Source organism: Burkholderia diffusa (assembly GCF_001718315.1).
In the GTDB taxonomy this organism is placed as follows: domain Bacteria; phylum Pseudomonadota; class Gammaproteobacteria; order Burkholderiales; family Burkholderiaceae; genus Burkholderia; species Burkholderia diffusa_B.
Genome location: NZ_CP013362.1, coordinates 2,650,486 through 2,672,190, shown reverse-complemented (window position 1 = coordinate 2,672,190; position 21,705 = coordinate 2,650,486). Strand labels below are relative to the sequence as shown.

At 68.9% G+C, this 21,705-nt stretch carries 19 protein-coding genes; 7 read left to right on the top strand and 12 right to left on the bottom strand.

What is annotated here, in order from left to right:
• Positions 1-128: 128 nt before the first annotated feature.
• The 3 genes from kdsB to lpxK form a co-directional block, all read right to left on the bottom strand.
• Complete coding sequence (gene kdsB / locus WI26_RS12315; protein WP_059540139.1) at positions 129-920, bottom strand: 3-deoxy-manno-octulosonate cytidylyltransferase; 792 nt, start codon at positions 918-920, stop codon at positions 129-131.
• 118 nt (positions 921-1,038) lie between these two features.
• A complete protein-coding gene (locus WI26_RS12310) occupies positions 1,039-1,242 on the bottom strand; it encodes a Trm112 family protein (protein ID WP_006750935.1) in 204 nt (67 codons plus the stop codon).
• A complete protein-coding gene (gene lpxK, locus WI26_RS12305) occupies positions 1,223-2,251 on the bottom strand; it encodes a tetraacyldisaccharide 4'-kinase (protein WP_060323756.1) in 1,029 nt (342 codons plus the stop codon). The genes WI26_RS12310 and lpxK overlap by 20 nt, the downstream gene beginning before the upstream one ends.
• A 450-nt stretch (positions 2,252-2,701) precedes the next feature.
• Between lpxK and xseA the strand changes: the two genes are divergently transcribed.
• Both xseA and sodB read left to right on the top strand, forming a co-directional pair.
• The gene (gene xseA / locus WI26_RS12300; RefSeq protein WP_069226047.1) at positions 2,702-4,084 is read left to right on the top strand and encodes an exodeoxyribonuclease VII large subunit; all 1,383 of its coding nucleotides are present in this window, start codon (positions 2,702-2,704) and stop codon (positions 4,082-4,084) included.
• Between the two features lie 246 nt (positions 4,085-4,330).
• Positions 4,331-4,909 (top strand): superoxide dismutase [Fe], encoded by a 579-nt coding sequence (sodB, locus tag WI26_RS12295; RefSeq protein WP_044848579.1) that lies wholly within the window; start codon positions 4,331-4,333, stop codon positions 4,907-4,909.
• A 111-nt stretch (positions 4,910-5,020) separates the two neighbouring features.
• Here sodB and chrA read toward each other — a convergent pair whose 3' ends face one another.
• Both chrA and WI26_RS12285 read right to left on the bottom strand, forming a co-directional pair.
• Positions 5,021-6,232: a chromate efflux transporter gene (chrA, locus tag WI26_RS12290; protein WP_069226046.1), complete on the bottom strand. Its 1,212-nt coding sequence runs from the start codon at positions 6,230-6,232 to the stop codon at positions 5,021-5,023.
• A 97-nt stretch (positions 6,233-6,329) separates the two neighbouring features.
• On the bottom strand, positions 6,330-7,037 hold the full coding sequence (locus WI26_RS12285; protein WP_069226045.1) for a Crp/Fnr family transcriptional regulator: 708 nt from the start codon (positions 7,035-7,037) through the stop codon (positions 6,330-6,332).
• A gap of 81 nt (positions 7,038-7,118) precedes the next feature.
• Between WI26_RS12285 and WI26_RS12280 the strand changes: the two genes are divergently transcribed.
• The gene (locus WI26_RS12280) at positions 7,119-7,643 is read left to right on the top strand and encodes a DUF962 domain-containing protein (protein ID WP_069226044.1); all 525 of its coding nucleotides are present in this window, start codon (positions 7,119-7,121) and stop codon (positions 7,641-7,643) included.
• A gap of 225 nt (positions 7,644-7,868) precedes the next feature.
• Positions 7,869-8,483 (top strand): class I SAM-dependent methyltransferase, encoded by a 615-nt coding sequence (locus WI26_RS12275; RefSeq protein ID WP_059511846.1) that lies wholly within the window; start codon positions 7,869-7,871, stop codon positions 8,481-8,483.
• 15 nt (positions 8,484-8,498) lie between these two features.
• On the opposite strand, the gene WI26_RS12270 is transcribed toward WI26_RS12275, so the two are convergent.
• The gene (locus WI26_RS12270) at positions 8,499-9,773 is read right to left on the bottom strand and encodes an EAL domain-containing protein (RefSeq protein WP_059465632.1); all 1,275 of its coding nucleotides are present in this window, start codon (positions 9,771-9,773) and stop codon (positions 8,499-8,501) included.
• 182 nt (positions 9,774-9,955) lie between these two features.
• Positions 9,956-11,395, bottom strand: coding sequence for a multidrug transporter subunit MdtD (mdtD, locus tag WI26_RS12265; protein ID WP_059465631.1), 1,440 nt, complete (start codon positions 11,393-11,395; stop codon positions 9,956-9,958).
• Positions 11,396-11,595: 200 nt separating this feature from the next.
• Here mdtD and WI26_RS12260 point away from each other — a divergent pair, with 200 nt between their 5' ends.
• Positions 11,596-11,919 (top strand): DUF2917 domain-containing protein, encoded by a 324-nt coding sequence (locus tag WI26_RS12260; RefSeq protein WP_059511848.1) that lies wholly within the window; start codon positions 11,596-11,598, stop codon positions 11,917-11,919.
• Here the strand turns inward: WI26_RS12260 and WI26_RS12255 are convergent.
• Entirely contained in the window at positions 11,892-13,124 is a 1,233-nt protein-coding gene (locus WI26_RS12255) for a citrate/2-methylcitrate synthase (protein WP_059465629.1), read from the bottom strand. The two genes, WI26_RS12260 and WI26_RS12255, sit on opposite strands and share 28 nt — an antisense overlap.
• Before the next feature lie 139 nt (positions 13,125-13,263).
• Between WI26_RS12255 and WI26_RS12250 the strand changes: the two genes are divergently transcribed.
• Positions 13,264-14,655, top strand: coding sequence for a CoA transferase (locus WI26_RS12250; protein ID WP_069226043.1), 1,392 nt, complete (start codon positions 13,264-13,266; stop codon positions 14,653-14,655).
• 21 nt (positions 14,656-14,676) lie between these two features.
• Here WI26_RS12250 and WI26_RS12245 read toward each other — a convergent pair whose 3' ends face one another.
• The gene (locus WI26_RS12245; RefSeq protein WP_059450135.1) at positions 14,677-15,423 is read right to left on the bottom strand and encodes a GntR family transcriptional regulator; all 747 of its coding nucleotides are present in this window, start codon (positions 15,421-15,423) and stop codon (positions 14,677-14,679) included.
• Positions 15,424-15,591: 168 nt separating this feature from the next.
• Between WI26_RS12245 and WI26_RS12240 the strand changes: the two genes are divergently transcribed.
• Positions 15,592-16,437, top strand: coding sequence for an aldo/keto reductase (locus WI26_RS12240; RefSeq protein ID WP_069226042.1), 846 nt, complete (start codon positions 15,592-15,594; stop codon positions 16,435-16,437).
• Between the two features lie 26 nt (positions 16,438-16,463).
• On the opposite strand, the gene WI26_RS32970 is transcribed toward WI26_RS12240, so the two are convergent.
• The 3 genes from WI26_RS32970 to fusA all read right to left on the bottom strand — a co-directional run bounded on the left by WI26_RS32970 (position 16,464) and on the right by fusA (position 21,576).
• Entirely contained in the window at positions 16,464-17,990 is a 1,527-nt protein-coding gene (locus WI26_RS32970; protein WP_236849280.1) for a hypothetical protein, read from the bottom strand.
• Positions 17,991-18,276: 286 nt separating this feature from the next.
• Positions 18,277-19,287 carry a HoxN/HupN/NixA family nickel/cobalt transporter gene (locus tag WI26_RS12230; protein WP_069226040.1) on the bottom strand — a complete coding sequence of 337 codons (1,011 nt, stop codon included), beginning with the start codon at positions 19,285-19,287 and terminating at the stop codon, positions 18,277-18,279.
• A 177-nt stretch (positions 19,288-19,464) separates the two neighbouring features.
• Positions 19,465-21,576: an elongation factor G gene (gene fusA / locus WI26_RS12225; RefSeq protein ID WP_059538389.1), complete on the bottom strand. Its 2,112-nt coding sequence runs from the start codon at positions 21,574-21,576 to the stop codon at positions 19,465-19,467.
• Between the last annotated feature and the right edge of the window lie 129 nt (positions 21,577-21,705).

Here is a 21,705-nt window from a genome sequence, read left to right as displayed (position 1 = left end):
CGGCGGACCGGTCTGATGCGGCGCGTCGGCGAAAAGCGACGCGCGGCTGCCGGGGCGGGCCGTGGCAGGGTCAAGCGAGGACGCGCGGGTCGCGGACGGCTCGCACAATCGCCTGATTATGCCACGGGTTATTTTGAACCCGGCCGAAAAAGGGCCTGCACGCGTGCGAGATCGGCTGGCGTGTCGATGCCGGCTTCGGGCGCATGTTGGGTGATCAGCACCGCGATGCGCTCGCCGTGCCACATCGCGCGCAGCTGTTCGAGCTGCTCGGCCTGCTCGATCGGCGCCTGCGCGAGCGACGGATAGGTGCGCAGGAAACGCGCGCGATACGCGTACAGCCCGATGTGGCGATGGACCGGAAAGGCCGGTGCAGGCATGGCTGCGACGTCGGGCCAGTGCGGCTGGTAAGCATCACGGCTCCACGGAATCGGCGCGCGCGAGAAGTACATCGCGACGTTGCGCGCGTCTAGCGCGACCTTCACGATGTTCGGGTTGAACACGTCGGCGGCGTCGTGGATCGGGTGCGCGGCGGTCGCGATCGCGCAGTCCGGATGTGCGGCGAGGTGCGACGCTACGTCGCGCACGAGCACCGGGTCGATCAGCGGCTCGTCACCCTGCACGTTGACGACGACGGTGTCGTCGCTCCACCCGAACGTCGCGGCAACTTCCGCGAGCCGGTCGGTGCCGGACGGATGATCGGCGCGCGTCAGCACCGCTTCGAACCCGTGCTCGCGGGCCGCGTCGAGCACGCTCTGCGCATCGGACGCGACGAACACCTGCTGCGCGCCCGCTTCGCGCGCGCGCTCGGCGACGCGTACGACCATCGGCTTGCCGCCGAGATCGGCGAGCGGCTTGTTCGGCAGACGCGTCGACGCGAGCCGGGCAGGAATGACGGCGATGAAGGGCTGCGGATGAGTCATCGGGGCTGGGCGGTGAGAAGAGCGGGGCGGGCGGCGCGTCGAAGGCACGCCGCCCGGGGCAGGGGCCGGCACGCGGTCGCGGCGAACCGCGGCCAGGCGCTGGTGCAACGGTGCGGCGTCAGCTGCCGGCCGGGCCGGCGGGGTCGACCGGCGTGCCTTCGACGGTCTGGCGCGCTTCGTCGACGAGCATCACGGGGATGCCGTCGCGGATCGGGTAGGCGAGCTTGTCCGCGTTGCAGATCAGCTCCTGCGCGGCGCGGTCATAGTGGAGCGGGCCTTTGCAGATAGGGCACACAAGGATTTCAAGCAGGCGAGCGTCCACGGAGTTTCTCCACAACGAGGGCAATGAGGCGAGGATCGAGCGCGGCTTCGACGGGGACGACCCACAGCCGAGCGTCGCGCCAGGAAGCGCCCAATTTTACTGCATCCTTCTCGGTGATCAGGATCGCATCGACCGCGTCGTCGACGAACGGATTGTCGGCGAACGCGTAGTGGTCGGGCAGCGCGCGCGTCGCCGGTGCGAGGCCGGCCGCGCGCAGCGTCGCGAAGAAGCGTTCCGGCGCGCCGATGCCGGCCGCGGCGAGCACGCGCTCGTTCGCGAACTGCGACAGCGGGCGGCGCAGCGCCGGCTGGTCGAGGTGCCACGCGGCGCCCGGCGTGAGCGCGAGCGCATAGGTGTCGGGCCACGGCGGCAGCGCGCCGCTGTACGGATCGTTGACGAGCGTCGCGTCGCGGTGGCGCGACAGCGGCTCGCGCAACGGCCCAGCCGGCAGCAGGAAGCCGTTGCCGCCGAGCCGGTGGTCGAAGACGACGAGCTCGACCGTGCGGGCGAGACGGTAGTGCTGAAGGCCGTCGTCGCTGACGATCACGTCGACATCCGGGTGCGCGGCGCGCAGCGCCTGCGCGGCCGCGACGCGGTCGGGGCACACCCACACGGGCACGCCGGTGCGGCGTGCGATCAGCAGCGGCTCGTCGCCTGCCGCGCTTGCGCGCGATGCGGGCGTGACGGCGGTGGGCGCCTTCACGTGCGCGCCGTAGCCGCGCGACACGACGCCCGGCGTGAACCCGGCTGCGCGCAGCGCGTCGACGAGCGCGATCACGGTCGGCGTCTTGCCGGTGCCGCCGACGGTCACGTTGCCGACCACGACGACGGGCACGCCGACGTCGACCGGTTGCTTCCAGCCTTGCGCGTAGGCCGTGCGGCGCAGCGCCGCGCACAGGCCGAACACGCACGCGAACGGCGTGAGCGCCCAGGCGAGGGCGCCGCGTCGCTGCCATTCGCGCGTGAGGCGCGCTTCGAGCCGCGCGAGCGGGCCGCCGGGCGTGCTCATCGGGCCGGATGCGGCGCGTCGTGCACCGCGGCTTGAGACGGATTCATCAAGACGGATTCTCCGTTGGGCGGCGCATGCCGCAAGGTCTTCGGAAGGCGGCACTCTAGCGCGCCGCACGCGCACGCGGCAAGCGCGGCCAGGCGACGTATCCGTTGGGGGCGGATCGGCGCGGGTTGTGGATAACTCTGTGAAAAACTCCCCGCTCGTTCGCGCCAAACGCCCGCCGGCCGGACATCGAATCGACTTCGAATAAAATCGAAAGGTTTAAAAATATATAAAAATCAATGCGTTACGCGGAATTGTCTGGTCTTTTTCGCGGTTTTCGGGTGTTTTTGGCGGACGATTTCCAGAGTGTGGACACCTTTGGCGTGTTGCAGTGCGGGCGGCCGGCGCTGGACGCCGCGCGCGTGTCGGACTATCGTGTCGCCGCCAGCATTCATCCGACCGCTCATGCTTTCCGACTCCCCTTTTTCCGCTCCCGGCGCGACTCGCGGCGGCGACGAAGTGATTCCCGTTTCGGCGCTCAATCGCGCAATCTCGACGATGCTCGAGCGCTCGTTTCCGCTGCTGTGGATCTCGGGCGAAGTGTCGAATTTCACGCGCGCCGCCAGCGGCCACTGGTATTTCTCGATCAAGGACCAGCAGGCGCAGATGCGCTGCGTGATGTTCCGCGGTCGCGCGCAGTATGCGGAATTCACGCCGCGCGAAGGCGACCGGATCGAGGTGCGCGCGGTCGTCACGATGTACGAGCCGCGCGGCGAAGTGCAACTCAACGTCGAGGCCGTGCGGCGCACGGGCCAGGGGCGTCTGTACGAGGCGTTCCTGCGGCTGAAGGCGCAGCTCGAGGCCGAAGGGCTGTTCGCGCCCGAACGCAAGCGGCCGTTGCCCGCACACCCGCGCGCGATCGGCATCGTCACGTCGCTGCAGGCCGCCGCGTTGCGCGACGTGCTGACCACGCTCGCGCGCCGCGCGCCGCACATTCCGGTGATCGTCTATCCGGCGCCCGTGCAGGGTGCCGGTTCCGCCGAAAAGCTCGTCGCGGCCGTGCAGATCGCGAACGCGCGGCGCGAGGTCGACGTGCTGCTCGTCTGTCGCGGCGGCGGATCGATCGAGGATCTCTGGTCGTTCAACGACGAAGCGCTTGCACGTGCGATCGCGGCGAGCGAACTGCCGGTCGTCAGCGGCGTCGGCCACGAAACCGATTTCACGATCGTGGACTTCGCGGCGGACCTGCGCGCGCCGACGCCGACCGGCGCGGCCGAGCTCGCGAGTCCCCAGCGCGCGTTGCTGCTGCGCGAAGTGGCCGACCGGCAGCGCGCGCTCGCACGCTGCCTGGAACGCGGGCTCGAACAGCGTGCGCAGCAGCTCGACTGGCTCGCGCGCCGGCTCGTCAGCCCGGCCGAACGGCTGCAGCGGCAACGCACCCACGTCGAACAACTGGCGGTGCGGCTCGCGTCGGCGGCGTCGCGGCCGGTGCGCGACGCGCGTGCGCGTTTCGCGCTCGCGCAATTGCGCTGGCAGCGTGTGCGGCCCGACCCGGCGCAGGCGCGTCAGGCGCTGGCCGCACTGTCGCAACGTCTCGCGGTGGCGCTGCAGCGCCGTCACGAGCGCGATACCGCGCGCGTGTCGGCCTGCGCGGCGCGGCTCGAGGTGCTGAGCCCGCAGCGCACGCTGGAGCGCGGCTATGCGGCCCTGATCGACGCGCAGACCGGCCGCGCGGTGCGCGCGCCGAGTGCGCTGAAGCCGCAGCGCCGGCTCACTGTGCATCTTGCCGAAGGCTCGGCCGACGTGTCGCTTGCCGACGTGCAGCCGAGGCTGACTGACACGATCTGACGGCGGCGCAACGCGTAAGCGAAACGAAGGTCGCGCGTCCGGCGCCCCGGCCGTACTTCGGCTGCCCGACGCGGGAACGGATGCTGCGCGTCGCCGTCTCGTCCTGCCGGATGAAGCGCCAGCGGCGATTTTCTGCATACCGCGGATAAATGCCCGTGAGTTTGCGGGGATATTCGGACTCGCCTACAATCGGACGCTCGGCAGCATTCAACACAGCCTCCCTACATACTCAACGAAGGAATCGCCATGGCTCATACGCTCCCGCCGCTCCCGTACGCTGAAGACGCACTCGCGCCGACCATCTCGAAAGAGACGATCGAGTACCACTACGGCAAGCATCACCAGGCATATGTGACGAACCTGAACAATCTGATCCCGGGCACGGAATTCGAAAACCTGTCGCTGGAAGAGATCGTGAAGAAGTCGTCGGGCGGCATCTTCAACAACGCCGCGCAAATCTGGAACCACACGTTCTTCTGGAACAGCCTGTCGCCGAACGGCGGCGGCGCACCGTCGGGCGCGCTGGGCGACGCGATCAACGCGAAGTGGGGTTCGTACGACGCATTCAAGGAAGCCTTCACGAAGGCCGCGGTCGGCACGTTCGGTTCCGGCTGGGCATGGCTCGTGAAGAAGGCCGACGGTTCGCTCGACATCGTGTCGACGAGCAACGCCGCCACGCCGCTGACGACGGCCGACAAGCCGCTGCTGACGATCGACGTGTGGGAACACGCGTACTACATCGACTACCGCAACGCACGTCCGAAGTTCGTCGAAGCGTTCTGGAACATCGTGAACTGGGACTTCGCAGCGAAGAACTTCGCGTAAGTCCAGGTATCCCGCGTGCCACTGCGGCGCGCGATACCCTAGAAAAAGGCCCTCGTCACGAGGGCTTTTTCGTTTTCGTCTGCCATGAAGCGACACGCGGCATTCGCCCGATCAGACGATCATCCCCGACAACCAGCCGAGCGCCGCGCTCGCGATCACGACGGCCCACGGCGGCACGCGCCAGAACACGAGCGCGACGAATGCGACGAGCGCGGCCGCGAAGTCGCGCGGCGACACGATCGTGTCGCTCCACACCGGGTGATAGAGCGCGGCAAGCAGCAGCCCGACGACCGCCGCGTTCACGCCCGCGAGTGCGGCCTGCATGTGCGTGCTGCGGCGCAGGCGTTCCCAGAACGGCGCGGTGCCCGCGACGAGCAGGAACGACGGCGCGAAGATCGACACGAGCGCGATCGTCGCCCCGAGCCAGCCGTTCGGCGCGTCGCGCAGCGACGCACCGAGGAAGGCCGAGAACGTAAAGAGCGGCCCCGGCACGGCCTGCGCGACGCCATAGCCGGCCAGGAACGCCGAATCGCCGACCCAGCCGGGTGCGACGACGGCCGCTTGCAGCAGCGGCAGCACAACGTGGCCGCCGCCGAACACCAGCGCGCCGGTGCGGAAGAATGCATCGACGACGGCGAGCGTGTTCGAGTGGAACGCGCTCGCCGCGACCGGCAGCACGACGATCAGCGCGGCGAACAGTACGAGCCACAGCACGCCCCCGCGGTGCGACACGTGCAGCGGCAGCGGATCGTGGGCGCCGCGCTCGGGCTGCGGCAACAGCATGAGACCGGCTGCCCCAGCCGCGACGATCACCACGACCTGCAGCCACGCGGTCGGGACGAGCAGCGCGATGCAGGCCGCGATCGCCATCAGCTTGACGCGGCGCGCATCCGGGCACAGCGTGCGCGCCATGCCCCACACCGCCTGAGCGATCACCGCGACCGACACGATCCGCAACCCGTGCAGCGCGCCTGCCGCGACCGGCATGCCCGTCGCGTGGACGCCGAGCGCGAACAGCATCATCAGCAGCGCGGACGGCAGCGTGAAGCCGAGCCATGCGGCGAACATCCCCGCATAGCCCGCGCGCGACAGGCCGATCGCCATCCCGACCTGGCTGCTCGCCGGTCCAGGCAGGAACTGGCACAGGCCGACGAGATCCGCATAGGCGCGCTCGGTCAGCCAGCCGCGGCGCGTGACGAACGCGTCGCGGAAGTAGCCGAGATGCGCGACGGGGCCGCCGAACGACGTGAGGCCGAGCCGCAGGAATGCGACGAATACGGGCCACGCATGGCGGGACGGAGCAGTGACGGTCGACGTGTTCAAGAGAGGATGCGGGGTGGGCGAAGGAGCCGCCACGATAGCGCAATGCCATGACGGCGGGAATGCCGCGTTGCGGCGATTGCGCGGCGTCGGGGCGCGATCAGTGCGAACCGTCGGGCAGGCCGCTCGCGCGACGCAGCGCGTCGACGTCGACGAGTTCGATTTCGCCGACATGCAGCCGCACGACACCGTCGGCCTGCAGCGCCTTCAGCAGCTGGTTGGTGGTCTGCCGCGTGAGCGAGAGCATCGCCGCGAGCTTTTCCTGCGACAGGCGGATGCGCGTGCGGCCGGCGCTGATCCCGCCGTAGCCGTCGGCGATCATCAGCAGCCGTGCGGCAAGCCGCTGCGCGGCCGGCATCACGCTCATCGATTCGACGGTCAGGAAGCTCAGCCGGAGCTTTTGCGCCATCAGCAGCGCGAGCTGCCGCCAGTATTGCGGCGTCGCGTCGAGCATCGCGAGCAGCGCGGCCTGCGGGACGTGCAGCAGCAGCGTGTCGTCGAGTGCGATCGCATCGTGCGTGCGCGGCTGGCCGTCGAACAGCGCGATCTCGCCGAACCACGTAACGGGCTCGGCGACCGTCAGCAGCGCTTCCTTGCCGTGCGGATCGACCGCGCCTATGGTGAGGGAACCGGCCAGCACCGCATACAGCCCGCACGGCGGGTCGCCACGACGGAACAGCGCGTGGCCGGCAGGCAGGTGCCGCAACGCGGCGTGGGCGAGCAGCGCCTCGCGCAACGCGGGCGGCAGCGCGGCGAACCACGGGTGCGCTTCGATCTGCGGCAGGTACGGGGCGAGCGGCGAGGGCATGGGCACGCGATGTCGGGTAGCTGACAGAGGTTGTCGGGCGTGACGCGCATCATAGCGTTCAATGATCGTTCAGGAGGCGCCATGAAGACGCTCGTGGATCACCTTTCCCAGTATGCGGCCTATCATCGCGACGCGCGCAACATCGCGACGCATCTGGTCGGCATTCCGATGATCGTGTTCGCGGTCGAGGTGCTGCTGTCACGGCCCGCGATCGGCGTGCTGGCGGGCGTCGCGCTGTCGCCGGCGTTGCTGCTCGCGGTGGCGTTCGCGGTGTTCTACCTGCGTCTCGACCTGCGTTTCGGGCTGGTGATGACCGCGCTGTTCGCGCTCGGCCTGTGGGCCGCGCAGACGCTCGCACTGCAGCCGACCGCGCAATGGCTCGGGATCGGCGTTGGAGCGTTCGTGGTCGGCTGGATCGTGCAGTTCGTCGGGCACTGGTTCGAAGGGCGCAAGCCCGCGTTCGTCGACGACCTGGTCGGCCTGATGGTCGGGCCGCTGTTCGTCGTCGCCGAAGTCGCGTTTTTCGCGGGCCTGCGCGGCAATGTGCGCCGCGAAGTCGAGCGGCGCGCGGGCCCGGTCCACGGTGGCGCGCACTCGCATGTCTGACCCGTCGGCCGCGCCGGTCCGCGTGTTCGGCGCGGGCTCGCTCGACTGCTATCTCGGCGGCCGGCTCGCGGCGGCAATGGGCGCTATCGGTCGATCTGCCTGCGCACGCGTATCGCGCGGGCCACGTGAGCGCGGGTTGGGACCGCGCGCCACACCACGCGCGATGCGCAACGGCTAAGATGCGGTGTGCGTCGCACGACAGGACGCGTACGCGGAGCAATCGCCATGGTGGATCGCCCGACTCTCGATGCCTACGAAGCCCATGCGGCGCAATACGCGCAGGACTGGCTCGACCAGGCCGCGCCCGACGACATGTATGCGTTGCTCGAGCAGTATTTCTCGCCGGGGCCGACCGCCGACGTCGGCTGCGGCGCGGGGCGCGACACCGCGTGGCTCGCGTCGCAAGGATTCGACGTGCGCGGCTACGATGCGAGCGCGGCGCTGCTCGCCGAGGCGCGCTTGCGCCACCCGTCGCTGACGTTCGAACTGGCCGCGCTGCCGGCGCTCGCGGGCGTGCCGTCCGGCGCGTTTCGAAACGTGTTGTGCGAGACGGTCGTCATGCATCTCGAGCAGGCGGATGCCGCCGCGGCGGCCGCACGGCTGGCCGCGCTGCTGATGCCCGGCGGCACGTTGTACCTGAGCTGGCGGGTGGCCGGCAACGGCGCGTTGCGCGACGAACGCGGTCGCTTGTACACACCGCTCGATTCGGCGCGCATGCATGCGGCGCTCGGCGCGGGCATGCATGTGATCGACGAGCACGAGGTGGTCAGCGCGTCGTCCGGCAAGCGCGTGCATCGGCTGATCGCGCGCCGGGCCGACGACCTCGATGGCGCCGCATGAGCGCGGCGCACGAACTCATTCGCCGTTGAGCGCCGCTTCCCAGTTGATGTCGACGCACAGCACCTGCATGCCGGTCGCGGCCGGCGCGGCGATCGATGCCGTCACGCACAGGTGCGCTTCGTTGATCGACAGGTACGGCGGTGTCAGGTGCACGCGGCCCGGCGCGCGCATCGCGTGGATGAAGTAGGGGCGGCGCTCCCAGCTCGCGCCTTCCGAATGCAGCAGCGGCCGGAAGCGTTTCGCCCGCTGCGATACGCTGCCGCGTGCGAGCACGTTGTCGCCGATCTGGCGGCCCGATGCATCGAGCAGGAAGCAGCGAGCGGTTTCCGGCAATCCGAGCACGGCGCTGGCTGCGTCGATCAGCGGCTCGCCCGCGACGAGCTTGCGGCTCGCTTCCTCCAGCGCGGCGACGTATGGCGCGAGGCGTTCGGCCTGCGTGCGCTCGCGTTGCGCGACGCGTAGCCGCAACGCGGCCGACAGCGTATCCATGCAGCCCGCGGCGGCCTGCGGTTGCACGGGGTCGACGCTCGGCCCCGCGAAGTACTGCCCCTGCACGAAATCGACATCGCATTCGAGCGCGATCAGCGCGTCACGCTCGGTCGAGAGCCCGCCCATCAGCACGAGCTGGCCGGATTCGTGCAGCAGCGACACGAGCCCCGGCAGCACGCGCTCGAGATGCGAGTGTTCGCTCGCCTGCGCGAGGATCCCGCGGTCGAGCGTGACGATGTCGGGATGCAGGTGCCACACGCGGTCGATGTTCGAATGTTTCGCGCCGAATCCGCCAAGCGCGATCAGGAAGCCGGCCTTGCGCAGGCCGTCGACGATCGCCGCATAGCGCGGCGTCTCGCCGCCTGCCTGCTCGGGCACTTCGAGCACCACGCGATGCGGCGGCAGGCCGAGCGCCTTCAGGTTCGCGAGCAGCGCGTCACCGTAGACGGTGTCCATCAGCGCGGCCGGATGCAGGCTCAGGAAAAGCCATTCGTCGTGACTGTCGAACGCGTGGAAGTTGCCGAGATGCAACGACTCGGCGAGCCGGCCGAGCTCGAGCAGATCGCCGCGCCGCGCCGCCTGCGTGAACACTTCGTGCGACGCAACCTGGCGGCTGTCCTCGTCGTGCGCGCGCAGCGACGCGTGGTAGCCGATCGCGCGGCGGTGCGACACCGAGAAAACGGGCTGGAACACGCTGAACACGGTGTACGCGCCGTACAGCACGGTGCGCCGCTTCCCGTCGTCGCCGGCGACGGGGCGGGGCGGCTGGAAGCCGGGTGGATCGATGTCGATCATGCTCATGATGTCGGCCGAAGGAAGACTGCCAGTTTACCTACAGAATAGGCGAGCAAGAAGCATGCACGGCATCGATCCCCGTGCGGCGCCCCGTCGCGGTTGCCGGCGTTCGCGCGGCGCAGCTGCGCTGCACCGACATGGTGCGCAGTGCGCCGTCGTGGGTTCCCTGGTGCGGCGCGCGCCGTGCGTCACGCGCGCTCGGATGGATCGGTCTTGTGCTGCGCGCGGCCGCGGATCTCGGGCGCGAGTTGCGCAAAGATCCACGCCGACGCGGCCGTGATGATCCCGACGCAGACGAAGGTCGCATGGAACGCGGGCAGCGTGTTGCTCGGCGTCACCGTGCGCAGCATCCCGGTGAAGGTGGCCAGCAGCGCGCCCGCGACCGTGACGCCGAGGCTCATCGACAGCATCTGCACGAGCGAGAACAGGCTGTTGCCGCTGCTTGCGCCGCCGGTGCCGAGATCTTTCAGCGTCAGGGTGTTCATCGCGGTGAACTGCATCGAGTTGAAACCGCCGAACAGCGCGAGGTGCACGACCTTCACCCACACGGGCACCGAGTCGCGCATCAGCGCGAAGCTCGCCATCATCACGCCGACCATGATCGTGTTCGCGAGCAGTACCTTGCGGTAGCCGTGCTGTGTGATCAGGCGCGTGATGATCCGCTTCGAGAACATCCCGGCCGCGGCGACCGGCAGCATCATCAGTCCGGCCTCGAATGCCGAATAACCGAGGCTCACCTGCAGCAGCAGCGGAATCAGGTACGGCATCGCGCCGCTGCCGATCCGCGCGAACAGGTTGCCGAGCAGGCCCACGCTGAACGTATGGATCTTGAACAGTTCGAGCGAGAAGATCGGTTGCGGCGCGCGCACCGCGTACAGCCCGTACGCGACGAAGCACGCGAGGCTCAGGATCAGCAGCACCAGCACGGCCGCGTGCTGCATGCCGAGATCGGCGAGCCCGTCGAGCGACAGCGAGATCGCGACCATCCCGATCGTCAGCAGCAGATAGCCCTTCAGGTCGAAGCGGCCGACGGCCGGATTGCGCGCGTCGGGCATCGAGTAGAAGGTCGCGACGCAGCCGGCGACGCCGACCGGCACGTTGATCAGGAAGATCCAGTGCCACGATGCGATCTTCACGAGCCAGCCGCCGAGCGTCGGCCCGATCAGCGGCCCGATCAGCCCGGGAATCGCAACGAAGGACAACGCGGCCAGGTAGCGCTCGGCCGGGAAGGTGCGCAGCACGGCGAGCCGCCCGACCGGCAACAGCATCGCGCCGCCTACCCCCTGCACGACCCGGAACACGACGAGTTGCGACAGCGTATGCGCGTTCGCGCACAGCAACGAACCGAGCGAGAACACCAGGATCGCGCTGAAGAACACGCGCCGCGTGCCGAACGTGTCGGCGAGCCAGCCCGAGACGGGAATCATCACCGCCATCGTCAGCGAGTATGCGATCACGACCGACTGCATCCGCAATGGTGATTCGCCGAGACTCGCAGCCATCGACGGCAGCGCCGTGTTCACGATCGTCGCATCGAGCGTCTGCATGAAGAAGCCCGTCGCAACGAGCCAGAGCATCACGGTGAGGTTCTTTTCGCCGGGAGCGGCGGCGGGCGGGCGTTGGAACATGGGGACGGACCGGTGGCGCGGGACAGCCGCCATTGTAGGCAAAGCCGCCGTGCCGCGCAGGATCCGCGCAGGTGCGCCGGACGCCCGTCCGTCAGCCGACCGGTACAGTTCAGTCGAAAGTGTCCGCAGGCGTATCTGTCCGTGTGTCGACACCGTCCGAAATACTGGTGTCATCGAACCCACCCGACCCGGAGGCGACCATGCGAGAACTGCGACTCTACGAGATGGACGGCAACGAGCCGGCCGGGCGGTGGCGGATCGTCGATCGCACCGCGCTGCAGGTCGCGCACGGCGCTCTGTGGGTGACGATCGAGGGCCGGCCCGACGATCACTGGCTGCGCGCCGGCGAGACGCTGGCGCTGCTGCCCGGCATGCGCGTATGGATCAGCGCGGCGGCGGGCGGTGCGGTGTTCGCGTTCGGCGAGCAGGCGGCGCCGGCCGTCCAGGCTGCGCCAATCGCGTGGCAACGGTTCGCCGCATGGCGCGGCGGCCGTGGTCAGGCAGCCGCGTCGCTGCCGACATAGCGTGCGCGGGGCCGGATCAGCTTGCCGTCCGCATATTGCTCGAGCGCGTGTGCGATCCAGCCCGCGGTGCGGCCGGCCGCGAACACCGTGAACGCGGCGCCGTCGGGTAGCGCCAGCGTGCGTTCCAGCACCGCGAGCGCGAAATCGATCGCCGGTCGCAGGCCGGTTGCTGCCTCGACGCGCGCGGCGAGCGCACGGGCCATGCGCAGCGGGGTCCGGTCCGGCAGCATCGCGTGCAGCGCGTCGAGCAACGCGCGTGCGCGCGGATCGCCGTCGGGATAGAGCGGGTGCGCGAAACCGGACAACACCGTGCGTGCACCGTCCACCCGTTCGTCATGCGCGACGCGCAGCGCGACGTAGCGGTCGAGGTCGGCCGCGCGCGCCGCTTCGTCGAGCAGCGCGCCCGCGCGGAACGTCTCGCCGCCGTGGCGCGGGCCCGACAGCGCCGCGAGCCCGCCCGCGATCGCGCCGAACAGATGAGTGCCAGTCGACGCGATGCAGCGCACCGCAAAGGTCGACGGATTCAGTTCATGATCGGCGCACAGCACGAGCGCGCGGCGCAGCAGGTCGGCTTCGTCGCGTCGCCGGAGCCGCCACGCGGCGGCGAGCTGCCGATGCACGGGCGCGTCGGCCGGCGCGATGCCGGCCAGCGCGGCCGTCGTCACGCGCAGCAGCAGCGTGGCCGCGTCGAACTGCGCGTCGCGCCCCTGCGCCCACAGGCGCGGCAGCGAGGCGGCCGCGGCGGGGAGCAGCACCAGCGTGCGCTCGAGCGGCGCGAGATGTGCCCAGCGGCGGGCCCAGTCGTCCCACTGCGCGGCGTCGAAACCGGTGGACGCGAGCGATGCCGCGCCGAGCCGCGCGGGCGGACAATCCCACAGCAGTGCGGCCGTCTCCTCGAGCGTCGCGTCGTTCGCGAGCGCGATCGCATCCGCGCCGCGATAGTGCAGGCGGCCGCCGGCGATCTGCGTGATCCGCGATTCGAGCACGGGCACGCCCCAGTCGAGCGAGCGTTCGGCGACGCCGCCCGCGCGTTTCGCGTCGGCGCGGCGGCGTGCGAGCAGGCGCACTTCGTCCGCGTCGTAGCGGCGGCGCTTGCTCGCGCCGTCGGGCAGCGAGCGCAGCAGGCCGCGGCTCACATACGCGTAAAGGGTGCTCACGCTGACACCGAGGATGCCGGCGGCTTCAGGCGCGCTGAGGGATGTCATGCCGATCGTTCCTGTCGGGGCGCATGAAGCGCGGCCCGGCTACAACTATTCGTTATGCATTGATTCGCGCAATCAAGATTGATCGCGCCCGTCGCGAATTCTAGACTCGAATCCGTCTCCACAACGGCTCGCCTCCACCATGACTCCCGAACTCGCATTGACCCGCTTGTGGCAACTCGCGCACGGCGAACCCGGCGCGCTGGCCCGCGCGGCCGTGACGGGGCAGGACCCGATGCTGCCGTCGACGTTCCGCGTCGGCACGCTCGCCGCGGCGACGATCGCGGCAGCCGGGCTCGCGGCGGCGGAATGCCATCGGCTGCGCACGGGCATCGCGCAGCGCGTCGACGTGTCGATGCGCGACGCGCTCGTCGCGTTCCGCAGCGAACGCTACCTGCGCGTGGATGGGGGCCTGCCGCCCGAGCCGCGCCATCCGGTGACCGGTTTCTACGGCACGCGCGACGGACGCTGGATCCAGCTGCATGCGAACTTTCCGCATCACCTGCGCGGGATACTGGACGTGCTCGGCTGCGGCCCGGGGCGTGACGACGTTGCAGCGGCGATCCGCACGTGGGACGGCGCGGTGCTCGATACCGCGCTGGCCAACGCCGGCCTGTGCGCGGCATTGATCAGAACCCCTGACGAATGGGCGGCGCACGACCAGGCCCGCGCGCTCGCGTCGTTGCCGTTGTTCGAGATCGAGCGGATCGGCGAGGCGCCCGTCGAGGCGATCGGTCGCGGCGAGCCCGACCAGCCGCTCACGGGCGTGCGCGTGCTCGATCTCACGCGCATCATCGCAGGGCCGGTCGCGGGCCGCACGCTGGCATCGCACGGTGCCGAGACGCTGCTCGTCAACGGTCCGCACCTGCCGAACATCGCATCGCTCGTGATCGACAACGGGCGCGGCAAGCGCTCGACGTGGATCGATCTGCGCGAGGCGGCCGGCGTTGCCACGCTGCGCGCGCTCGCACGCGACGCCGACGTATTCCTGCAGGCCTATCGCCCCGGTGCGCTGGCGGCGCGCGGATTCTCGCCGCAGGCGCTGGCGGAGGTCCGGCCCGGCATCGTGTACGTGTCGGTGTCCGCGTACGGGCATGCGGGGCCGTGGTCGATGCGGCGTGGGTTCGACAGCCTCGTGCAGTCGGCGAGCGGTATCGCATGGCACGAGCAGCACGCCGCGCACGCGGACGGCCCGCGCCATCTGCCGTGCCAGGCGCTCGATCATGCGACGGGTTATCTCGCGGCGTTCGGCGCGATGATCGCGCTCGCGCGCCGTGCAACGGAAGGGGGAAGCTGGCACGTGCGGCTGTCGCTCGCGCAGACGGGGCGCTGGCTGCAGTCGTTCGGCACGGTGCCGGACGGCCTGCATGCGCCGGATGTCACGTTCGACGACGTGCGCGACCGGATCGACCGCGGCGCGTCGCCGTTCGGCACGATCGATGCCGTGCGCCCGGCCGAACGCCTGTCGGCGACGCCGCCGCGATTCGCGCTTCCACCCGTGCCGCTCGGCACGGACGAAGCGCGCTGGCGATGAGTGGCGGCGGCGCCGTGCGCGTTACTTGCGCAGCTCGACGACGAAGTCGTAGTAATCGTTGCGGCAATAGGTATCGGTGAGCTCGATCGCGCGCTGGTCGGCCGTATAGCCGATCCGCGTGATCAGCAGTAGCGCGTCGTGCGGCGCGATGCCCATCTGTTGCGCGATCTCGTCGGTCGCATTGACCGCGCGGAAATGCTGCAGCGCGCGCACGATCGGCGTGCCGCGTGCTTCGAGATAGCTGTACAGCGAACCGCCGATCGCCTGCGGATCGGGAATCAGCGTGGCGGGGAAGGTCGAGTTCTCGACGGCCATCACGATGCCGTCGGCGAGGCGCAGGCGTTTCAGCCGTGTAACAGATGCGGCCGGCGACAGGCCGAGCTGGATGACTTCGTCGCGGTTCGCGGGCTGAATCTCGCGTTCGAGCCACTGCGAGCTCGGCTTGAAGCCACGGCGCTCGAGCATTTCGCTGAAGCTCGACAGCCGCGACAGCGGATCCTCGTAGCGCGGCTGGATGAAGTTGCCGGCGCCTTGCGTGCGGCGGATCAAGCCCTGCTCGACGAGCAGCGCGATCGCCTTGCGCGCGGTGATGCGCGATACGCCGAGCGCGTCGGACAGTACGCGTTCGGACGGCAGCGCCTCGCCGGCCGCCCAGCGGTTGTCGTGGATCGCGTCGCCGAGCTTGCGGGCGAGCTGCAGGTAGAGCGGCGTATCGTTCTCGGGGTCGGGGCGCAGGTCCTGCCAGCGGTCGTCCGTGGGTGCCTTCATGGAATGGGTATCGATCAGATTGCCGGCCATTCTAAGTCATCATGCGGCGCCGTTATATCCGGTTTTTGCCGTGCAGCAGGTGGAAGCCGCACCGATTGACTACACTGATGCGTCGTATTCGATGCTACGGCCGCGGATGCGCGGCCATCAATCCGCAGCGAGGAGCGCATGACAGACACGATTGCCACGGTCGTCCTGCCGGACGGCGAGACGATTCCGAAGCTCGGCCTGGGCACGTGGGAAATGGGCGAGCGGCCCGCGCGTCGCGCGGACGAGATCGCCGTATTGCGCGAGGGGATCGCGCTTGGGATGACGCTGGTCGACACCGCCGAGATGTACGGCGACGGTGCGACCGAGGCGCTCGTCGGCGAGGCGCTGACCGGATTGCGCGACGGCGTGTTCCTTGTCAGCAAGGTGTATCCGCATCATGCGAGCCGGCGTGGTGTCGTCGCCGCGTGCGACGCGAGCCTCAAGCGGTTGCGTACCGACCGTCTCGACCTGTACCTGCTGCACTGGCGCGGTTCGGTGCCGCTCGAGGAGACGGTCGAGGGATTCGAGGCGCTGAGGCGCGCGGGCAAGATCCGCCATTGGGGCGTCAGCAACTTCGATACGGCCGACATGGCGGAACTCGTCGACGACGCGGGCGGCGGCGCGTGCGCGACCAACCAGATCCTCTACAACATCGCGCGGCGCGGCCCGGAATTCGACCTGCTGCCATGGCTGGCCAAGCATCGGATGCCGGCGATGGCCTACAGCCCGGTCGATCACGGACGGCTGCCGAAGCGTTCGCCACTCGACGAGATCGCGCGGCAACGCGGCGTGTCGGTGATGCGCGTCGCGCTTGCCTGGGTGCTTGCGCGGCCGGGTGTATTCGCGATCCCGAAGGCGTCGCGGATCGAACATGTCCGCGACAATCGCGCGGCGCTCGATCTCGTGCTGAGCGATGACGAGCGCGCGCAACTCGACGGTTACTTCCACCCGCCGCGCAGCAAGCGCGCGCTCGAAATGCTCTGACCGCAGCGGGTCGGGCGCTGCGTCGGTCAGTGGCCACGGCCACCGGCCGAGCCGCCGTTGCCGCCATTGCCGTTTCCGTTGCCGACACCGTTGGCACCGCCATTGCCCGCGCCGCCGCTACCATTGCCGTTACCGTTGCCGCCGCCGTTGCCGTGGCCACCGTTTCCGCCAGCATTGCCGCCGCCGTTGCCACTACCACCGTTGCCGCCACCGCTGCCACCGCCGTTACCGTGACCGCCGTTGCTGCCGCCGCTGCCGCCACCGTTACCGTGACCGCCGTTGTTGCCGCCGCCGTTGCCACCGCCGTTACCGCCGCCGCTGCCACCGCCGCTGCCACCGCCATTGCCGCCACCGTTACCGTGACCGCCGCCGCTGTTGCCACCGCCGTTACCGTGACCACCGCCGCCGTTGCCACCGCCGTTGCCACCGCCGTTGCCGCCGCCGTTACCACCGCCGTTGCCACCGCCGTTACCGCCGCCGCTGCCACCGCCATTACCGCCACCGTTACCGTTACCGCCGCCGCTGTTGCCACCGCCGTTACCGTGACCACCGCCGCCGTTGCCACCGCCGTTGCCGCCGCCGTTACCACCGCCATTACCACCGCCATTACCACCACCATTACCACCGCCATTACCACCGCCGTTACCACCGCCGTTACCACCGCCGTTACCACCGCCGCTGCCGCCGCCATTGCCGCCGCCGTGGCCACCATGACCACCCGAGGTGCCGCCACCCGAAGTACCGCCACCCGAAGTACCGCCACCCGAAGTACCGCCACCCGAGGTACCGCCACCCGAGGTACCGCCACCCGAAGTACCGCCACCCGAAGTACCGCCACCCGAAGTACCGCCACCCGAAGTACCGCCACCCGAAGTACCGCCACCCGAAGTACCGCCACCCGAGGTACCGCCACCCGAGGTACCGCCACCCGAGGTACGTCCACCCGAGGTACCGCCACCCGAGGTACCGCCACCCGAGGTACCGCCACCCGAAGTACCGCCACCCGAAGTACCGCCACCCGAAGTACCGCCACCCGAGGTACCGCCACCCGAGGTACCGCCACCCGAAGTACCGCCACCCGAAGTACCGCCACCCGAGCTACCGCCACCTGAAGTACCGTTACCCGTGGTACCACCGCCTTTACCCTCGTTGCCTGATGCACCGCCGCTACGACCTGTTCCGCTCGTACCACCGGAAGTCGCCCCGGTCGATCCACCGACGCCTGCAGGCCCGACGGCGCCGCTTCCACCGCTTCCACCGTTCCCGCTGTTACCCGGACTGCTACCGCCCGAGGTACTTCCGGCGCCGCTGCCCGCAGCGCCTCGGCCGGCATAAATGTGTACCGCGCAAGCAGCCGGACTGGCGGCGCAGGACGCCGTGTCCTCGGCGAGCATCATGACGGGGTCTGCGCTGGCAGTCGGGTCGGACGCGACGTCGGGCATCGAGTCCTGAGCAATCGCGTAGGAACAGCAGCACGCAAACGCAGCTGCGGCCAGCAGGGTCGTGCGATAGCACCGTCCCGCCGTACGGGACTGTTGATTCGTTCTGCTCATTATTGATCTCCCCGATACGCGCGATGCCTCGTCACGCGCGACCATCAACGTGTGATGCAGGGGACCAGCAACGATGCATTGTCGTATCGACGGCCGATGCGTGTCGGACCGGCGCGAAAGGCCGGGAACACGAATCAGCACGCGGGCCCGCCGTGCGAATCTCTAACTGCGAGATTCGTGCCACCGGGCGGTCATGCCCGTGGCGCAAGGCGAGCACGTATCGCGCGACAGCGCGTGATACGCCGTCGTGAGCTTTTTGTTTCCGAAATGAAACGTCTGACTACGTCTATCGCGCCGTCGTGTCGGCAGCACGCGGCCAGCGATGGCAGAGGATCGACGCGATCCAGGCGACGAGAAACAGCGCGACGATGCCGTACCCGATCGTGCCGAAGCGCGTGCCAAGTGCGTCGAGCGCATCGCGTACGGGGCCCGTCAGCGACAGCTTGTCGGCGAGCAGGCCGGCGGCCTCGATCCCGCCGACCGCCAGCGCGACGGCCGCCGACAGCAGCGTGATGCTCGCGTTGTAGAGCAGCTTGCGGCGCGGATCGTCCATCGCCCAGCCGTACGCATGGATCATCAGCACGTTGTCGGTCGAGTCGATCAGCGTCATGCCGGCGGCGAACAGCGCGGGAAACAGCATGACCGAATGGAGCGGCACCGCGTGGCTCGCCTGCGCGGCCGCGATCGCGAGCAACGCGATTTCCGTTGCAGTATCGAAACCCAGGCCGAACAGCACGCCGACCGGATACATGTGCCAGCTTTTCGACACGAACCGGAACAACGGGCGCAGCAGCCGCGACGCGAGGCCGCTCGCGCGATGCGTGTGCGCGGCGTCGTGAGCTGCGTCCGGCGCGCCGCGATAGCGCCGCCACACGTCGCGCAGGATCATCAGGTTCATGCATGCGAGCACGAGCAGGAAGGTGGCGGACACCGCCGTGCCGATGGTGCCGCCGATTTCGCGGAATGCGTCGAAGCGCTCGCGCAGCGCGAACGCGCTCAGCGCGATGCCGAGCGTCGCGACGACCACGATCGTCGAGTGGCCGAGCGAGAAAAACAGACCGACCGTCACCGGACGCTGGCCGTCCTGCATCAGCTTGCGCGTCGCGACGTCGATCGCGGCGATGTGATCGGCGTCGACCGCATGACGCAGCCCGAGCCCGTAAGCGATCGCCGCGGTGCCGAGCAGCAGCGGATGGTCGCGGAGCACCGCGAGCGCCCACAGCCAGACGGCGACGTTCGCGGCGATCAGGCCGGCGTACAGCATCAGCAGGCGGCGCAGGGCAGGGGTGGACGGCATCGGAGTGGTTCCATCGGACGAATCGCGATGCATTGTGGCATGCGCAAAAATGGCTTGGCGTGTCGATCAAAAAGCGGCATCGGTCTCCCGCATCGCCGCGTTCGACGGATGAAAAAAAGGCCCGTCCGGAACCGGACGGGCCTGCGGTCTGCGCGCAGCAGGGCGCGCACCTCGCGCTTACTTCACTTTCGCGTTGATCACGGCTTCCGACACGTTCGCCGGCGTTTCCGCGTAGTGCTTGAACTCCATCGTATACGTCGCACGACCTTGCGTGGCCGAGCGCAGCGACGTCGAATAGCCGAACATCTCGGCAAGCGGCACTTCGGCGCGCACCAGCTTGCCGCCGCCGCCCGCGATGTCCTCCATGCCCTGCACGATGCCGCGCCGGCTCGACAGGTCGCCCATCACGTTGCCCATGAAGTCCTCGGGCGTCTCGACCTCGACGGCCATCATCGGCTCGAGCAGCACGGGCTTCGCACGGCGCATCGCTTCCTTGAACGCCATCGAGCCGGCCATCCGGAACGCGTTTTCGTTCGAATCGACGTCGTGGTACGAGCCGAACGTCAGGTGCACCTTCACGTCGACGACCGGGTAGCCCGCGAGCACGCCGCTCTTCAGCGTTTCAATAATGCCCTTGTCGACGGCCGGAATGAATTCGCGCGGAATCACGCCGCCCTTGATCTCGTCGAGGAACTCGTAGCCCTTGCCGGGGTTCGGCTCCAGCGTGATTACCGCGTGCCCGTACTGGCCGCGCCCGCCCGACTGCTTGACGAACTTGCCCTCGACATCGGTCGCCGTCGTGCGCACCGTCTCGCGATACGCGACCTGCGGCTTGCCGACCGTCGCTTCGACGCCGAATTCGCGCTTCATCCGGTCGACCAGGATTTCGAGGTGGAGCTCGCCCATCCCCGAGATGATCGTCTGGCCGGATTCCTCGTCGGTCTGCACGCGGAACGACGGATCTTCCTGCGCGAGACGGTTCAGCGCCAGGCCCATCTTTTCCTGATCGGCCTTCGTCTTCGGCTCGACGGCCTGCGAGATCACCGGCTCCGGGAATTCCATCTTCTCGAGGATGATCGGCTTGGCCGGATCGCACAGCGTGTCGCCCGTCGTCGCTTCCTTCAGGCCGACCGCCGCCGCGATGTCGCCCGCGCGCACTTCCTTGATTTCCTTGCGCTCGTTCGCGTGCATCTGCAGGATCCGGCCCAGCCGCTCCTTCTTGTCCTTCGTCGCGTTCAGCACCGTGTCGCCCGATTCGACGACGCCCGAATACACACGGAAGAAGATCAGCTGGCCGACGAACGGGTCGGTCATGATCTTGAACGCGAGCGACGAGAACGGCTCGTCGTCGCTCGGGTGGCGTTCCGCCGGCTTTTCCGGATCGGCGAAGTCGTGGCCGAGAATCGCGGGCACGTCGACCGGCGACGGCAGGTAGTCGATCACCGCGTCGAGCATCGCCTGCACGCCCTTGTTCTTGAACGCGCTGCCGCACAGCATCGGCACGATCTCGTTGGCGATCGTGCGCTGGCGCAGCGCGGCCTTGATCTCGTCCTCGGTCAGCGATTCGTGGTCGTGCAGGTACTTCTCGAGCAGTTCCTCGCTCGCTTCCGCCGCGGCTTCGACCATCTTCTCGCGCCATTCGTGCGCGAGCTCGACGAGATTCGCCGGGATGTCCTCGTACGTGAACTTCACGCCCTGGCTTTCGTCATCCCAGACGATCGCCTTCATCTTCACGAGATCGACGACGCCCTGGAAATGCTCTTCCGCGCCGATCGGAATCTGGATCGGCACGGCGACGCCCTTCAGGCGCTCGCCGATCTGCTTCTGCACGCGGAAGAAGTCCGCGCCGATGCGGTCCATCTTGTTGACGAACGCGATGCGCGGAACCTTGTACTTGTTCGCCTGGCGCCACACGGTTTCGGACTGCGGCTGCACGCCGCCGACCGAGTCGTACACCATGCATGCGCCGTCGAGCACGCGCATCGAGCGCTCGACCTCGATCGTGAAGTCGACGTGCCCGGGGGTGTCGATGATGTTGATGCGGTGTTCCGGATAGTTGCCGGCCATACCCTTCCAGAAGGCCGTGGTCGCGGCCGACGTGATCGTGATGCCGCGTTCCTGCTCCTGCTCCATCCAGTCCATCGTGGCCGCGCCGTCGTGCACTTCACCGATCTTGTGGCTCACGCCGGTGTAAAACAGGATGCGCTCGGTCGTCGTGGTCTTGCCGGCATCGATGTGAGCGCTGATCCCGATATTGCGATAGCGCTCGATGGGGGTTTTGCGGGGCACGTGAACCTCCTGGTGGTTCGGATCGTAAGCGGGCCGGCTGCACCGGCCCGGGCTGAAACAAGCGAGATTTAAAGCATAGCGCTTGTCCGTGGCTTTTGCAGATACGGGCGGCGATGGCCGAATCAAGAC

Bases quoted from the DNA above. Each gene is read 5' to 3' on its own strand.
- kdsB (WP_059540139.1), bottom strand. From the start codon at position 920: ATGACTCATCCGCAGCCCTTCATCGCCGTCATTCCTGCCCGGCTCGCG.
- lpxK (WP_060323756.1), bottom strand. From the start codon at position 2,251: ATGAGCACGCCCGGCGGCCCGCTCGCGCGGCTCGAAGCGCGCCTCACG.
- xseA (WP_069226047.1), top strand. From the start codon at position 2,702: ATGCTTTCCGACTCCCCTTTTTCCGCTCCCGGCGCGACTCGCGGCGGC.
- sodB (WP_044848579.1), top strand. From the start codon at position 4,331: ATGGCTCATACGCTCCCGCCGCTCCCGTACGCTGAAGACGCACTCGCG.
- WI26_RS12285 (WP_069226045.1), bottom strand. From the start codon at position 7,037: ATGCCCTCGCCGCTCGCCCCGTACCTGCCGCAGATCGAAGCGCACCCG.
- WI26_RS12280 (WP_069226044.1), top strand. From the start codon at position 7,119: ATGAAGACGCTCGTGGATCACCTTTCCCAGTATGCGGCCTATCATCGC.
- WI26_RS12275 (WP_059511846.1), top strand. From the start codon at position 7,869: ATGGTGGATCGCCCGACTCTCGATGCCTACGAAGCCCATGCGGCGCAA.
- WI26_RS12270 (WP_059465632.1), bottom strand. From the start codon at position 9,773: ATGAGCATGATCGACATCGATCCACCCGGCTTCCAGCCGCCCCGCCCC.
- mdtD (WP_059465631.1), bottom strand. From the start codon at position 11,395: ATGTTCCAACGCCCGCCCGCCGCCGCTCCCGGCGAAAAGAACCTCACC.
- WI26_RS12260 (WP_059511848.1), top strand. From the start codon at position 11,596: ATGCGAGAACTGCGACTCTACGAGATGGACGGCAACGAGCCGGCCGGG.
- WI26_RS12255 (WP_059465629.1), bottom strand. From the start codon at position 13,124: ATGACATCCCTCAGCGCGCCTGAAGCCGCCGGCATCCTCGGTGTCAGC.
- WI26_RS12250 (WP_069226043.1), top strand. From the start codon at position 13,264: ATGACTCCCGAACTCGCATTGACCCGCTTGTGGCAACTCGCGCACGGC.
- WI26_RS12245 (WP_059450135.1), bottom strand. From the start codon at position 15,423: ATGAAGGCACCCACGGACGACCGCTGGCAGGACCTGCGCCCCGACCCC.
- WI26_RS12240 (WP_069226042.1), top strand. From the start codon at position 15,592: ATGACAGACACGATTGCCACGGTCGTCCTGCCGGACGGCGAGACGATT.
- WI26_RS32970 (WP_236849280.1), bottom strand. From the start codon at position 17,990: ATGAGCAGAACGAATCAACAGTCCCGTACGGCGGGACGGTGCTATCGC.
- WI26_RS12230 (WP_069226040.1), bottom strand. From the start codon at position 19,287: ATGCCGTCCACCCCTGCCCTGCGCCGCCTGCTGATGCTGTACGCCGGC.